General features: G+C 37.1%; 15 protein-coding genes. 3 read left to right on the forward strand and 12 right to left on the reverse strand.

The features are described from left to right. Window positions 1-111: 111 nt before the first annotated feature. The 8 genes from dnaK to gpr all read right to left on the reverse strand — a co-directional run bounded on the left by dnaK (window position 112) and on the right by gpr (window position 9066). A complete protein-coding gene (gene dnaK / locus MKY70_RS22540; RefSeq protein WP_002015198.1) occupies window positions 112-1947 on the reverse strand; it encodes a chaperone protein DnaK in 1836 nt (611 codons plus the stop codon). 26 nt (window positions 1948-1973) lie between these two features. Continuing rightward, the gene (grpE, locus tag MKY70_RS22545) at window positions 1974-2549 is read right to left on the reverse strand and encodes a nucleotide exchange factor GrpE (protein WP_088034231.1); all 576 of its coding nucleotides are present in this window, start codon (window positions 2547-2549) and stop codon (window positions 1974-1976) included. 114 nt (window positions 2550-2663) lie between these two features. Beyond that, the gene (gene hrcA / locus MKY70_RS22550) at window positions 2664-3680 is read right to left on the reverse strand and encodes a heat-inducible transcriptional repressor HrcA (protein ID WP_002015201.1); all 1017 of its coding nucleotides are present in this window, start codon (window positions 3678-3680) and stop codon (window positions 2664-2666) included. A 133-nt stretch (window positions 3681-3813) separates the two neighbouring features. Then, on the reverse strand, window positions 3814-4953 hold the full coding sequence (gene hemW, locus MKY70_RS22555) for a radical SAM family heme chaperone HemW (protein WP_088034228.1): 1140 nt from the start codon (window positions 4951-4953) through the stop codon (window positions 3814-3816). 51 nt (window positions 4954-5004) lie between these two features. Further along, on the reverse strand, window positions 5005-5379 hold the full coding sequence (locus MKY70_RS22560; protein WP_002015203.1) for a winged helix-turn-helix transcriptional regulator: 375 nt from the start codon (window positions 5377-5379) through the stop codon (window positions 5005-5007). A 189-nt stretch (window positions 5380-5568) separates the two neighbouring features. Continuing rightward, complete coding sequence (lepA, locus tag MKY70_RS22565) at window positions 5569-7392, reverse strand: elongation factor 4 (protein ID WP_002034072.1); 1824 nt, start codon at window positions 7390-7392, stop codon at window positions 5569-5571. A 208-nt stretch (window positions 7393-7600) separates the two neighbouring features. Continuing rightward, entirely contained in the window at window positions 7601-7963 is a 363-nt protein-coding gene (locus MKY70_RS22570; protein WP_063607626.1) for a DUF3679 domain-containing protein, read from the reverse strand. After that, window positions 7963-9066, reverse strand: a complete 1104-nt coding sequence (gpr, locus tag MKY70_RS22575) for a GPR endopeptidase (RefSeq protein WP_002088693.1) — start codon at window positions 9064-9066, stop codon at window positions 7963-7965. The genes MKY70_RS22570 and gpr overlap by 1 nt, the downstream gene beginning before the upstream one ends. A 180-nt stretch (window positions 9067-9246) precedes the next feature. On the opposite strand from gpr, the gene rpsT reads away from it, so the two are divergent. Beyond that, window positions 9247-9504, forward strand: a complete 258-nt coding sequence (gene rpsT, locus MKY70_RS22580) for a 30S ribosomal protein S20 (protein ID WP_002088694.1) — start codon at window positions 9247-9249, stop codon at window positions 9502-9504. An 84-nt stretch (window positions 9505-9588) separates the two neighbouring features. Here rpsT and holA read toward each other — a convergent pair whose 3' ends face one another. After that, the gene (gene holA / locus MKY70_RS22585; protein WP_002034073.1) at window positions 9589-10599 is read right to left on the reverse strand and encodes a DNA polymerase III subunit delta; all 1011 of its coding nucleotides are present in this window, start codon (window positions 10597-10599) and stop codon (window positions 9589-9591) included. Window positions 10600-10947: 348 nt separating this feature from the next. Here holA and MKY70_RS22590 point away from each other — a divergent pair, with 348 nt between their 5' ends. After that, window positions 10948-11082 (forward strand): YqzM family protein, encoded by a 135-nt coding sequence (locus MKY70_RS22590; RefSeq protein WP_000997609.1) that lies wholly within the window; start codon window positions 10948-10950, stop codon window positions 11080-11082. A gap of 31 nt (window positions 11083-11113) precedes the next feature. Here MKY70_RS22590 and MKY70_RS22595 read toward each other — a convergent pair whose 3' ends face one another. The 3 genes from MKY70_RS22595 to MKY70_RS22605 form a co-directional block, all read right to left on the reverse strand. Then, complete coding sequence (locus tag MKY70_RS22595; RefSeq protein WP_341025730.1) at window positions 11114-13435, reverse strand: DNA internalization-related competence protein ComEC/Rec2; 2322 nt, start codon at window positions 13433-13435, stop codon at window positions 11114-11116. Window positions 13436-13449: 14 nt separating this feature from the next. Then, window positions 13450-14007 (reverse strand): ComE operon protein 2, encoded by a 558-nt coding sequence (locus MKY70_RS22600; RefSeq protein ID WP_002088698.1) that lies wholly within the window; start codon window positions 14005-14007, stop codon window positions 13450-13452. Window positions 14008-14070: 63 nt separating this feature from the next. Continuing rightward, window positions 14071-14670 carry a helix-hairpin-helix domain-containing protein gene (locus MKY70_RS22605; protein WP_002034076.1) on the reverse strand — a complete coding sequence of 200 codons (600 nt, stop codon included), beginning with the start codon at window positions 14668-14670 and terminating at the stop codon, window positions 14071-14073. 77 nt (window positions 14671-14747) lie between these two features. On the opposite strand from MKY70_RS22605, the gene comER reads away from it, so the two are divergent. Next, on the forward strand, window positions 14748-15575 hold the full coding sequence (gene comER, locus MKY70_RS22610) for a late competence protein ComER (protein WP_088034226.1): 828 nt from the start codon (window positions 14748-14750) through the stop codon (window positions 15573-15575). Window positions 15576-15704: the final 129 nt, after the last annotated feature.

A 15704-nucleotide genomic window follows, 5' to 3' on the forward strand; every position in this document is an offset into this window, starting at 1 on the left:
AAATAAAAAACTTAAGATCCTCACACATTTCTTCTTATTCGTGAAAAAAGCCAAAGCCAAGGCACGCTTGACTTTGACTTTTTGTCATCTTACTTATTTTATTTCACTGTATTACTTGTCTTCTTTTACTTCTTCAAACTCAGCGTCTACTACATTATCTTTTTTCGCGCCAGCGTCTTGTGCTCCTTGTGCACCTTCTGCTTGCCCTGCAGCCGCTTGAGCTTGCTCGTATAATTTAACAGTTAATTGTTGTACGATTTCTTGAAGAGCATCTTTTTTCACACGGATTTCTTCAAGTTCGTTTTTCTCGATTGCCGCTTGTAATGCTTCTTTCGCTTCCGTTGCTTTCGCTACTTCAGCTGCATCTACTTTACCTTCTAAATCTTTTACAACTTTGTCTGTTTGGAATACAAGTTGGTCAGCTTCGTTACGAAGTTCAACTTCTTCCTTACGTTTTTGGTCAGCATCAGCATTTGATTCAGCTTCTTGTACCATACGATCTACTTCTTCATCAGAAAGACCTGAAGAAGATTGGATTGTAATAGTTTGCTCTTTGCTTGTACCTAAGTCTTTTGCACGTACGTTAACGATACCGTTCGCATCAATATCGAATGTTACTTCGATTTGTGGAATTCCACGTGGTGCTGGCGGAAGGTCTGTTAATTGGAAACGACCTAACGTTTTGTTGTCAGCTGACATTGGACGCTCACCTTGTAGTACGTGAATGTCTACCGCTGGTTGGTTATCAGCAGCTGTTGAGAATACTTGTGACTTACTTGTCGGAATTGTAGTGTTACGCTCGATTAGTTTCGTGAACACACCGCCCATAGTTTCGATACCTAAAGAAAGTGGAGTTACGTCTAATAATAGAACGCCCTCTACATCACCAGTAAGTACGCCACCTTGAACTGCAGCACCTAATGCTACAACTTCATCTGGGTTTACACCTTTGTATGGCTCTTTACCAGTTTCACGTTTAATTGCTTCTTGTACAGCTGGGATACGAGTAGATCCACCAACAAGGATAACTTTATCTAATTCGCTTGGAGCAAAACCAGCGTCTTTTAATGCACGACGAGTTGGCTCTAATGTTCTTTCAACAAGACCAGCTGAAATTTCTTCGAATTTAGCTCTTGTTAACGTTAATTCTAAGTGTAATGGTCCAGCAGCTCCAGCACTAATGAATGGTAATGAAATTTGTGTTTGTGTTACACCAGAAAGATCTTTCTTCGCTTTTTCAGCTGCATCTTTCAGACGTTGAAGTGCCATTTTATCTTGGCTTAAATCAATGCTATTTTCTTTTTTGAATTCAGCTACTAAATGATCGATGATAACTTGGTCAAAGTCATCTCCACCAAGACGGTTGTCACCAGCAGTTGAAATAACTTCGAATGTGCCGTCTGCTAACTCAAGGATAGATACATCAAATGTACCGCCACCTAAGTCATATACTAAGATTTTTTGCTCTTCATCTTGTTTTTCTAAACCGTAAGCAAGTGCTGCGGCTGTTGGTTCGTTAATGATACGCTCAACTTCTAAACCAGCGATACGACCAGCATCTTTCGTTGCTTGACGCTCAGCATCGTTGAAGTATGCAGGTACTGTAATAACAGCTTTCGTTACTGTTTCACCTAAGTATGCTTCAGCAGAAGCTTTTAAGTTTTGTAAAATGATTGCAGAAATTTCTTGAGGTGTAAAATCTTTACCTTCAACTTCTACTTTGTAGTCTGTACCCATATGACGTTTAACAGACATGATTGTATTTGGGTTTGTAATTGCTTGACGCTTCGCAACTTCCCCAACTTGACGCTCTTCATTTTTGAAAGCTACAACAGAAGGTGTTGTACGGTTTCCTTCTGGATTTGGGATAACCTTTGGTTCTCCACCTTCCATAACAGCTACACAAGAGTTTGTTGTACCTAAGTCAATACCGATAATTTTACTCATGGCGAATCCTCCTACTTTTATGTAAATTATTGATTTACTTTTACCATTGATGGGCGAATCACACGGTCTTTTAGTTTATAACCTTTTTGGAATTCTTCAACTACCGCGTTTGATTCAAATTCACTGTCTTCCACTTGCATAATAGCTTGGTGTTCATTCGGATCAAACTGTTTACCAACAGCTTCAATCGCTTCAACACCTTCCTTAGTCAACGCTTCTAGCAATTGACGATGCACCATTTCCATACCTTGTAACAAGGATTTCGTTTGCTCGTCAGTCGCTTCCACTTGCATCGCTCTTTCAAAATTATCAAGAGCTGGCAAAATATCTGAAACTAGACTTTGTGCTCTATATTTATCAGCAGCCTGTTTATCCATTTGGACACGGCGCTTATAATTTTCAAAATCAGCTTGTAGACGTAATGTGCGACCTTCCGTTTCCGTTAGTTTCGCTTGTAACTCATCTACTTTTTCTTGTAAAAGAGCAGCCTCACTTTTTTCTTCTACAGTTTTTTCACTGTTTTCTGGCGTGACAGCTTCTTCAACTTGCGCTTCTTTCACTTCTTCTACTTCTTCTACCACTTGTTCGTTACGCTCTTCCACAATTTTCACCTCCTTAAAAGGTATTAGGTATCATGCTTAGCATGATTACCTAAGCATTATATATTACACACAGCAATGAAAATTTCATCACTTGAGCGAATGTATTACTCTCATTTACTTTTTAAGTCCGTCTGTAAATTGTCTTGTAAATAACTGCAGTAAACTAATTACACGAGAGTATTGCATTCTCGTCGGACCTAAAATTGCAATTGTTCCAAGTTGCTCTTCTCCAATCGAATACGTTGCAGAAATCAAACTGCAATCCTCCATTGCCGTAGAAGAATTTTCTCTACCAATTTTCACTTGAATTCCGACTTGTTTATGACGCAAAATGTCATAAAACGCAGCCTCATTATCAATCATCGTCAGCAAAGATCTTACTTTGTGAATGTCATGGAACTCTGGTTGCGAAAGCATATTTGCTTTTCCTCCAAAGTATATCTTTTCCGATAAAGGGACTTGAAATGTACCATCTAACATTTTTATTGCACTATCGTAATTATGAACATACCCACGCAAGACTGTAACAATCTCTTTAAAGATTTTATTATGAAGTTCTGCCATAGGTATACCAGATAGCTTTTCATTTAAAATATTAACCATTTTTTCTAAATCTGATAAATCAACAGATTCCGGAACGGTAATCGTTTTACTTTGCACATGCCCTGTATCTGTTACAATAATAGCGACTGCTGTTTGACGATCAAGCGGTACAATTTGTACATTTTTAAGTTTATTTGTGCTCAATTTGGGACCAAGAACAATGGCCGTATAATTCGTAAGCTCTGATAAAATTTGAGCTGATTGCTGTGCAATTTTTTCTGCTTCAAAAATTCTTTCAGCAAATAAATCTTTAATTTGTACAATTTCATCGGTCGGTAAGTTTTGCGGCGCTAAAAGATGGTCTACATAAAATCGGTATCCTTTTTCAGAAGGAACACGCCCAGAAGAACTATGCGTTTTTTCAATAAATCCTAGTTCTTCTAAATCAGCCATTTCATTTCGAATAGTAGCTGAACTAAACGTAATTTCATCTTTCTTAGCCAACGTCCTCGAACCAACTGGTTGCGCTGATCCAATAAAGTCATCCACAATTGTTTGTAAAATTAAGAGCTGACGTTCCGTAAGCATCTCATCATCACCTCTGTTAGCACTCTTTGTCTTCGAGTGCTAAATCTATTAATAACTTACCAAAATTGACATTCAATTGTCAACGGAAACGTCACGAAATAACAAAACTTTTTCACGCTTATGGCACATTTAATTAATCAATCAAAAATGACTGGAATACTTCATTCCCTAATAGTCTCCCTTTCCTCGTTAAACAAACATGTCCATCTCTGTTTTCAAGTAATCCTTGTTCTTGATTACTTTGTAACTGCTTTGCAAAAACATGGTCCATCTCCACATTAAATTTCTTTTGGAATTCTAACTTAGAAACACCTTTTGTTTTTCGAAGTCCTAAGAACAACTCTTCTTCCATTTTTTCTTTCTCTGTCACTGTGTGAACATCTAAATATGGAAATCCTGTCTCATCAATTTTAGTGAAATATTGCTTGAGCGGACCTACATTTTGAATTCGTTCCCCGTTCACATAGCTATGCGCTCCAGCTCCAAATCCATAATACTCTTCATTATTCCAGTATGTGAGATTATGTCTACTTTCATTATCACCTTTTGAGAAGTTACTAATCTCATACTGGTTATAACCATGTTTCTCCATTTCATCCATTACCATTTCGTACATTTTCGCTTCATGATCTTCACCTGGTAGTCTTAATTTCCCTTTATTCATTAAGTTATAAAATACAGTTTTCGGTTCCACAATTAATGAATATGCCGAGAAATGTTGTACACCAAGCGTAAAGGCAATGTCTAATGTTTCCTTTACATCTTCTATCGTCTGTCCTGGCAGAGCATAAATTAAATCTACATTAATATTTGTAAAACCGACTTCCTGCGCATCTCGAATTGCTACGAATGCATCTTCTCTCGTATGCCTGCGTCCAATCTTCTCAAGTAGCTCATCACGAAACGTTTGCACACCAAAACTAATTCGGTTTACTCCACCTTCTAGCAATACGTTCAACTTCTCTTTCGGTAAATCACCTGGATTCGCTTCAAATGTTAATTCACAATTCGGCGCAAATGGACGCAAACGACGGTTAATGATGTCGAGTAGTTTTTTTGTTTGCTCCATATTTAAAGCTGTCGGAGTTCCTCCGCCAACAAAAATCGTTTTCATACTTTCAAACGGTACTTTTTGAACCGTATTTATTATTTCTTTCTCTAAATATTGTAAGTATTGATCAACCGGTTGGCGTTCAATAAATACTTTATTAAAATCACAATAGTGACAAATATGCTGACAAAATGGAATATGAATATATGCAGCTTGTACCAAATATAACTCCTACCTTTCTAAAAAGAAAACCTCCGCACTCCGGAGGATTCTTTACTTCTCTACTGTATTACGGATTTGTTCCATTCGCATTTTTCCCCAATCATACATCATTTCAACGATCGGTAAAAGCGACATACCTAATTCCGTCATATAGTACTCAACACGCGGAGGAATTTCCGGGTATACCGTTCGATCAACAATCCCGTCCTCCATTAACTCTTTCAATTGATTTGACAACACTTTATGAGAAATGCTCGGGAACAGACGTTGCAATTCACTAAAACGATGCGGACCTTCCACACCTAAGTGCCACAATATCACAACTTTCCACTTCCCACTAATTATAGAAAGCGTCAGTTCCTTTTCGCAATTAAAATTACCTTTTTGTATTTTCTCTCGAATATCTTTTCGAATATTTTCGGACATTAATAGTCTCCTAACTCTATATCAATCACTAAAAAGCTCTCTCACTATTGTAAATGAGAGATGATAAGATGTCTAAAAAGTAGCATATAAAAAAGAAGCCGAACGAACGGCTTCTACTTTTATCACGATTGGTGCGGGCTAATAATTAGCGAAGAATAGAAAAATCTCCACTAATTATAGTTCACTCCATTAGTTATCATCCATTTTCAGTACAGCCATGAATGCTTCTTGCGGCACTTCTACAGAACCAACAGACTTCATACGTTTTTTACCTTCTTTTTGCTTATCAAGAAGTTTACGCTTACGAGAAATGTCACCACCGTAACATTTTGCAAGTACGTTTTTACGCATCGCCTTAATTGTAGAACGAGATACAACTTTATTTCCGATAGTCGCCTGAATTGGCACTTCAAACTGTTGTCTTGGAATTAATTTCTTTAATTTCTCTACAATTACTTTACCACGGTCATACGCTGAATCACGATGTACAATAAATGATAAAGCATCCACTTGTTCATTATTTAAAAGAATATCCATTTTCACAAGTTTAGATGGTTTATAACCAATTAACTCGTAGTCAAATGATGCATATCCTTTCGTATTTGATTTCAATTGATCGAAGAAATCATATACGATTTCTGATAACGGGATTTCATATGTCAATGTAACACGTGTTTCATCTAAATATTGCATATCAATAAACGTTCCACGTTTCCCTTGGCAAATTTCCATTACAGCTCCAACATAGTCATTCGGAACCATAATTGCAGCCTTCACAAACGGCTCTTCTACACGATCGATAGTCTGTGGATCTGGCATATTAGATGGATTATCAACAATAAAATCTTCACCGTTTGTTAAATACACTTTATAAATAACACTTGGCGCTGTTGTAATTAAGTCAATCTTGAATTCACGTTCAATACGTTCTTGAATAATCTCCATGTGAAGAAGCCCTAAGAAACCACAACGGAAACCAAAACCTAAAGCTTGAGATGTTTCAGGCTCAAATTCAAGAGCAGAATCATTCAATTCTAGTTTTTCTAACGCATCACGTAAGTCGTTATAACGTGCAGAATCGATTGGATATAAACCACAGAATACCATTGGGTTTAATTTTCGATACCCTTTTAACGGCTCTGCAGCCGGACGTTTCGCATGTGTGATCGTATCACCTACGCGTGTATCACCTACGTTTTTAATAGATGCCGCTAAGAAACCTACATCACCTACTGTTAACTCGTCACGTTGCGTCGTTTTCGGTGTAAACACACCTACTTCTGTTACTTCAAATTCTTTTCCAGTTGCCATCATACGTACTTTATCGCCAACTTTTACCGTTCCATTTACAACACGGATATATGCAATTACACCACGGTACGGATCATATAAAGAATCGAAAATCATACATTGTAACGGCTCTTCTGAATCACCTGTTGGAGCTGGTACCTTTTCAACGATTTGTTCTAAAATATCTTCAATACCAATGCCAGCTTTCGCTGAAGCAAGTACAGCTTCCGATGCATCTAAACCAATTACATCTTCTACCTCTTGACGTACGCGTTCTGGGTCTGCACTTGGTAAGTCGATTTTATTAATAACTGGTAAGATTTCTAAATTATTATCAAGCGCTAAATATACGTTCGCTAATGTTTGCGCCTCAATTCCTTGCGCTGCATCCACTACAAGAATTGCACCTTCACAAGCCGCTAAACTACGAGATACTTCGTACGTAAAATCGACGTGTCCTGGAGTATCGATTAAGTGAAGAATATACTCTTCACCGTCTTTCGCTTTATACGTTAGTTGTACTGCATTTAATTTAATTGTAATACCACGCTCACGCTCCAACTCCATAGAGTCAAGCAATTGCGCCTTCATTTCGCGCTGTGCCAACGCGTTCGTTTTCTCCAAAATACGGTCTGCCAACGTTGATTTCCCGTGGTCAATGTGAGCAATGATGGAGAAGTTACGAATTTTGGACTGTCTTTTTGCTCTTTCTTCTTTATTCATCTATGTTCTCAACTCCTAATAGTCTCGCCAATATACACTAGCACTGATTATATCAATAGAGCAGCAAAGATTCAATGAAAACTCGTGCTGCTTACAATACAAATCACTCTATCTATATCTTATGCGAACAAACCATAAGAGACAAACCTTTTTCAAATTAAAAGACAGCTCTCTTACAAACATAAGACAACCATCCTTCCCGCTACCCTTAACTAAAAATTCCTTTTATTGCCCCAACAACTATATCCGTTCCAAACTTTGTCATATCACGAGCAACACTTGCTATCGCCATACCGATACCTTCTACAACATTAAAACTTCTTAAGCTTTCTAACTGTTTTTGTTTTTCAATAGCCGAAAACGTCTCTCCCGAAATTTCCGATTCAGCCCCAGCGCCTTCTGTTCCTGTCATATGAGCAATTTGTTCATATGACAGCTGACGATATCCCTTCATACTTTTTAGACCATGATTAGCGAGTCCCACTCCAGCTATCATCATAAGCAAACATAAGACTGTACCGCATATACATAACAGCGTAAATTGACTCAAGCTATTTCTGCCTCTTTCCATCAATGTGTATATGCCCCTGTATTATCCTGATCAATCTGATGATGCAGCGCTGCATTTAAACCGCTGGCTATTACATTTGCCATATCCTCAATAAACGCATCTACTTCTTTTGGAGTTACCATTAAATTATGACCAAGAGGAGATAATACTTCATAAATTAACTTTCTCTTTTCTTCTTCTTCTAACGTACCAATAGCTCCTAAAAACATATTTCGGCTCTTTTCATCTGGCATATCTTCTTCTGTTAATTTTTTCTTTTCTCCAAATGTAAAACCTGCTGGCAATAAAGAGCGTGACGGTTTGTTTCCTTCTTTCAGTTCCCGGCCAAAATGTTTCAAAATAAAATCAATTGTATCACTCGTAATCGAAACAGCATCTACCACAGTTGGCACACCAATTGCGATAACAGGAATACCTAATGTTTCTTTACTTAGTTCCTTACGCTTATTCCCAACACCAGATCCTGGATGAATTCCTGTATCAGAAATTTGTATCGTACTATTTACTCGTTCAATAGAACGCGCAGCTAATGCATCAATTGCGATGACAAAGTCTGGTTTTGTCTTCTCAATAATTCCGTAAATGACATCGCTCGTTTCAATCCCTGTAATTCCCATTACCCCTGGACGAATGGCACTAACAGGTCTAAACCCCTCTTCCACACTTTCAGGCTGCAATTTAAACAAATGTCTCGTCACCAATACGTTCTCTACGACTATCGGTCCGAGTGCATCCGGCGTTACATTCCAATTCCCAAGACCTACGATTAAACAACTCGCTTCTTTTGAAACTCCAACCTCTTCTAAGAAATAAGAGAATTCTTTTGCAAAAATACGCTCTACCTTTTGCTGAAGTTCCGTATCTTGTTGTCGTATACCTTGCACCTCAAGAGTTAAATAACTTCCAGGTTTTTTCCCCATCGACTCAGATGCAATTTCATCAATAGTTACTTTTGTAATTGTAACTCCCTCTTCTTCCCTCTCTTTTACAATAACTCCCTGTATCCCTTTTTGTTCTTCTTGGCGCTCTTGTAGCATTTGGTGCGCCTCTACAGCAAGGTCAGTTCTAACACTATATTTACTTAAATCTAATGGTTCTTTCATCGTATCTCCTCCGTAATTCATAGTAAATATCGTTAGATTTCCCCAAGTTATATTAGGTCATTCTTTCCTTTACGTGAAATTTCATTGATATACTATTGCAATTCTCTTCACCGTTTGATAAAATATCACTTGTTCTATGTAAGAATCGAGTCATTCGATTGCACCAGGGAGGTGAAAAGTATGGCAAACATCAAATCTGCTATCAAACGCGCTAAACTTAGCGAAGAGCGTCGTTCACATAACGCTTCTATCAAGTCTGACATGCGTACTGCTGTTAAAACTGTAGAAACTTTAGTTACTAATAACGATCTTGAAAATGCTAAAGAAGCTTTCAAAACTGCTTCTAAAAAACTTGACAAAGCAGCTCGTAAAGGTCTTATCCACCAAAACGCTGCAGCTCGTCAAAAATCTCGCTTAGCGAAACAAGTAAACGCGTAAGGCGTTTAAAAAACGATCCATTCGGATCGTTTTTTATATACACAAAAAAGTTCACGTACTAAGTACGTGAACTTTTTTGTGTCACTACATATGATTTAACCGCATTAAGAAAAACTCAAGCACAAGTTTCTTATCCATCTTTCCAGTCTTCATACTATAATCAGCTTCCGCCAATTCTATAATAACTTTTTTTAATTCTTCAAAAGAGAAAAACTTCGTTTGATTCATCGCCAACTTTACCCGGTACGGATGTACACCAATATGGGACGCGATTTGATTTTGTCCGTAACCACGCTGTTGCAACTCTTTCACTTGATGTAGCAAACGGAACTGACTTACTAATAAAGCGAGCAGTTTAATCGGTTCTTCCTGCTGTGTAAATAATCCGTCTAAAATTTGCATCGCACCAGCGATATCTTTTTTCACCACTTTTTCTGTTAAAGCAAACACGTTTTGCTCAACAGATTTCGGCACAAGTTCCGTGACAAGTTTTGGCGTAATTTCTCCGCCCATACCGACGTATAACGTTAACTTGTCCATTTCCTTCGCCAACATTGTTACATTACTTCCCACAAGCTCTAACAATAAACTAACAGCTGCATTATCAATATGCACATGCACCTCATCCGCACGAGAAACAATCCACTTCTGAACATCCTGCACTTGCATCGCATTTGCTTCTATTACATCCGCTGTTTTCTTTAATAGTTTTGTAATTTTTTTTCGTTCGTCTAATTTTTCATAAGGCGCAACAAAAACAAGAATAGAAAAAGGAGATGGCTCCCCAATATATTCTTCTAAAATTTTTATATTTTGTTCTAACTTTTCTTTTTGTGCCGTTAAAAATAGTGGTGATTTTATTAATATAACTTTACGCTCTCCAAAAAAAGGAAGCGTATGCGCATCCTCAACTACATCTTCTAAATACGCTTCTTCCAAATCGTATGTCACAACATTAAACTCTCGATCTTCCTCTTCAAGCGCTTCCGTTGTAATAAGCTTTATCGTTTCATTTATAAAATAGGCTTCCGTTCCATACAGTACATACAACGGAGCGAACTGTTTCTTTTTAATCTTCTTATGTATATCACTCATATTTTTTCCTACTCCCTAACTTGGCAATATATATTTATACTACTGCCCTAGCTTTTGTTTTACAAGTACAAAGGGACGGTCTTTATAACCCGCCCCTTTATTTATATAAAACGCCACGCAATAAGCCCCGGATTTCTTATTGGTGTGCGGTAATCACCTTCCCTTTATTATTTACAATAATAATCTTAGTATAAGTGCCAACTGTTAACATGATTGGAAACGAAAAATTCACGCTACTTAACTAACTAGAAAAAGTATACAAATACTCTATTTCACTTCATATGGAAATTGTAGATTTTTTTCTGACAATATTTTATACTAAAATGGAATGTTGGGGAGGGATTCTAAATGAATGATTTTGAACAAAACGTTCAAAGTAAACGCAATGACGCTATTGATTCAGGGGTAGGATTTATCGTCTCATTTGGTTTTTTCGCAACACTTTTCATTATTGCAACTGTTATTAAATTCATCGGTTCTTAAAGGCTGCTGCTTAACGGCAGTCTTCTTTTTTTCATCTTCTATGTGTTTCATCATATGTGATTTTACTTTGAAAGGTTCCTTTTTCTCCATTAAAAACATAGGAAATAGCACCTTGCTTATCCGTACGCCATATATCAATACCCATCTTCTTAAAACGCTCTATAACTTCCTTATGCGGGTGCCCATACCTATTACGCTCCCCCACAGAAATAATCGCTACAGCAGGCTGTACAAGGCTTAAAAATGGATCTGTAGACGATGTTTTACTCCCATGGTGGGCAACTTTTAAAATATTAGCCCGCAAATCAGGATATGTTGATACTATAAACTTTTCTCCTTCTTCTTCTAGATCACCCGTAAATAGCCATGTTAGTCCCCCTAGTCTGGCCCATAGTACAATCGAAGAGTCATTTTCTCCCTTTTCTTTCCCCTTTGGAGCTAATACGAAAAATTCCGCTTCATTTACCCTCCAACCTTCCCCTTCTCCTACTACACTTATCTTCATGCTCTTTTCTAACGCCTTTTTCTTCACCACTTTTTCCAATACAGTATCTTGTTCCTTTCTCCCAAATACAACTTCTTTTACAATAATAGATGACAGCAAATCCAGCGCAGCACCTATATGATCCGCATCTCCGTGCGTTACAATTAATTTATCAATCGTTTTTATACCTTCTTTTTGTAAAAAAGGAACAAGAATATCATGCCCAACAGAAAATTCATGCTTTTTCTGTCGCCACGCTTCCTTCTTGACAGGAAGGGCTCCTCCTGTATCAATAAGATAAACCTCTTTATCGTACGGAAGACGAATTAATATCGCATCTCCCTGTCCAACATCAAGAAATGTAACACTCCCACTTTCGCGAAAATATGGATATACATAATGACAAGTACTAATAAAAAGAAACACACCCACAACTATGCACAAAATTTTTTTCGTTATTACCCTTTCCCAAATCACAAATATACTAACGATACTAAAACAATATATAGCCACAAGAAATAAAGGAGTTTGACCAAAAGTAAGTCGGATGAAAGGGAAACTTTCACAGTAACTTAGAAAATCATTAGAAATGGTTAAACATAGTGAAAGTACATATGCAATTCCTTTTGCGAAAAATGGAATAACCGGCATACATATAAGAATAATGATGCTACACGGCAATACAATAATGGATAGAAAAGGAACATATATAAGATTGAGGAAAATGCTATAAGGAGAAAAATAACCAAAATGATATAACAAGATGGGGGTACTAGCGAGCTGTGAAATTATAGAAATGTAAATAGAATTTCGAACTATCCCATTACTACGCCCTAATAATATCGGCGCAGATAGTAGTAAAGAAAAACTACCTACAAATGAGAATTGAAATCCAATGTTGAAAATAAGATACGGATCGTATATAAGCATACATATAGCCGTTATACTTAAGGCGTCTAGACTAGATAAGCGAACAGAGCATATGAAAGCTACCAATAATAAAACTCCTGTTACAGAAGCCCTCACAACAGATGGCGACGCCCCAGCCATGATCATATACAGAGGAATGCAAACTATAAGACATACTGTTGCTATCTCTTTCGTCACACCACTTCTTAGCAAAACAAAATACATTATAATCATTAATAATACGATATGCGATCCTGAAATTGCTAACAAATGTATAAGACCAAATTGTTGATATTGCTCTTCTACTTCAAACGTCATTTGTTGTCGATCTCCAAATAATAATGCGTTCATAAATGCACCTGATTGTTCCGGGAACATTTCTGTAACTTTCGAGATTGTTTGTTGCCTGAGAAGGAAAATCCATTGCACGAGTGACAACGATGTTTTTTGACATTCAGAAATGTATGTCACATCAAATATAAAATGTATTTTTTGCTGATATAAATAATTACGATAATCAAAAACATGAAAATTCCGGGCAGTTTGTGGTTCTTTCACCTCCCCTTTAAATGTACACGATATACCTGCATGTAATTGTTGCAACTGCTTCTTTTCCGAAGCAGATTTTATTTTATAATTTAACTGCACTAAGTTTTTATTCTGATCTTCAATTTGAAAAGAGAGACGATCCCCATTAATTAGAGGTGTATTTTGCACGACCCCTCGTGTAACTTCATAGGAATCCCCTAGCGGCTTATTTAGACTCTGAACATACGTAGTGTACATAACGCCACTAAAACACGCTATTATACAAAATATGAAGGTTTTACGCGAAGTACGATATAAACAAAATAAAACATAACAAACGAAACAACAAGCAGCCAACAAATGCGATGCGGAAAAGGTAATTGCAATCCCAATTATAAACGAGATTGCAACATAGCCCCATTGCCCATTCAACTCATACTCACTCCTTATAGCATCATTTTTGCTTTAGTGAATACACGCTGTAATTCTTCCATTGATAAATTATCTTTTTCTAAAGCTGCGAATAATTCCTTTAGCTGTAAATGACGCTCTTGTTCCTCTAGCGATGTAATATCGTATTCTAGCGGAACGTGCTTTACTGTTACACTCGCTTGTTCAAATAACTCTACGGCATACGGATGATTTTTATAGTCCTGTGCATAATAAACCGCTGTAACACCACTTTGAATAATCGCCTTACAGCACTGCAAACAAGGAAAATGTGTGACATAAATTTCCGCTTCCTCTGTTTTTGCACCAAATTTCGCACATTGTAATAAAGCATTCATTTCAGCATGAATTGTACGAACGCAATGATTATCAATGACATAGCAACCATCGTCTATACAATGCACACCACCTTTAATTGAACCGTTATATCCACCAGCAATAATTCGTTTATCACGAACGATTGTCGCTCCTACCGCAAGCCTTGTACATGTACTACGTAAAGATAGTAGATGGCTTTGCGTCATAAAATATTGATCCCATGAAATTCGTTCCATATTTTTCACCTTCTTTTTTGTCTACTTGTAGTGTAGCGAAAAAAGAAAAACTTCGTCAATCTTTTATGGAATAATAATTTGATCTTTTATTTTCTCTAAAGACTTCGCACCAATCCCATCAATTTCTAATAAATCTTCTATTTTCTGAAACGGACCATGTTCTTCTCGGTATTTCAAAATACTTTCCGCTTTCCGAGAACCAATGCCTGTTATTTTTTCAAGTTGCTCTTTAGAAGCTGTATTTATTTGCACTTTACCCTCGCTTTTTGAAAAAGTAGCCCCTTCTTGCACTGGCTCATTCTTGTTAGGAACATACAGAAGCATTTGGTCTTGGACCATTTGCGCCAAATTCACTTTCTTCACATCTGCATCCGGCAACAAACCACCAGCTTTTTCAACCGCCTCCTTCACCCGGTCCCCTTCCTTCATTTCATACACACCCTCTTTAAAAACCGCCCCTTTCACATCAATTATAATTATTTTTTTCTGCTCCTTTGTATCCAATACTTTCGGTTTACTTTTTTTCTCCACATCTTTTACTTGAACTTCCGTTGTAATGAGCGATCGCTCTGTTTGCTGATTCGTTTTCCAGAAAAAAAGAAAAATCAAAGTGCCAATAATAACCACTAATCCCAACCATTTTTTCGGAAAATCCCACATCATTTTACACCTCTAATCATAAATTTATAACATCATTCATATTGTTTAGGAGAAAGCAGTTACGAAGGAGGGATGAAACATTGAACATAGGAATTATAGGGACAGGGAACATGGGGAATATACTAATCGATGCATTTTTAGAAACCCGTGCTGTCAAACCTTCGTGCCTTACTATTATTAATCGGACGCCTGCCAAAGCATATCATATAAAAGAAAAATACCCTTCTGTTCATATAGCCAAAACAATCCAAGAGGTAATCGAACAATCCCAGCTTATTTTCATTTGCGTAAAACCGATAGACATATACCCTATTCTACAAAAATACGCTGACCATTTTTCAGACGAAGATTGCTTAGTTTCTATCACAAGCCCCATATCTCCATCACAATTAGAAACACTTATACCTTGCCACGTCGCTCGTATCATTCCAAGCATCACAAACCGCGCCTTATCCGGCGCATCACTATTTACATTTGGAAATAGCTGCTCTCTAGAATGGCAACAAAAACTACTTCGTCTATTCAAAAACATTTCTACTCCCCTTGTTATAGAAGAAGATATAACGCGCGTTTCATCTGATATAGCAAGCTGCGGCCCTGCTTTTTTTAGTTATTTATTACAATGTTTCATTAATGCTGCTGTAGATAAAACAAATATTACACATGAAGAAGCCACTACTTTAGTAAGTGAAATGGTCATTGGAATGGGGAAATTACTCGAAAAAGAAATTTTCACATTACCTACTTTACAAGAAAAGGTATGCGTTAAAGGCGGTGTTACAGGAGAAGGTATTCGTATTTTAGAAGAGCACGTTGGGGATATGTTTCATAAATTAATCGAACGGACACATGAGAAATTTGATGAAGATTTAAAATGCGTTGAGCAGCAATTCAATAAACACACATAATAAATACGCCATCGTAATCCCAAACCCTTTTTATTAATACTTATCTTTTTCATGCTACATTTTCACTAAAACTAGCATTTTTACACTTTACACATATCATCTTTTTATTTTTCTAGAACTAAAACTACA

This window comes from Bacillus sp. FSL R9-9492, assembly GCF_038007365.1.
Taxonomy (GTDB): Bacteria; Bacillota; Bacilli; order Bacillales; family Bacillaceae_G; genus Bacillus_A; species Bacillus_A mycoides.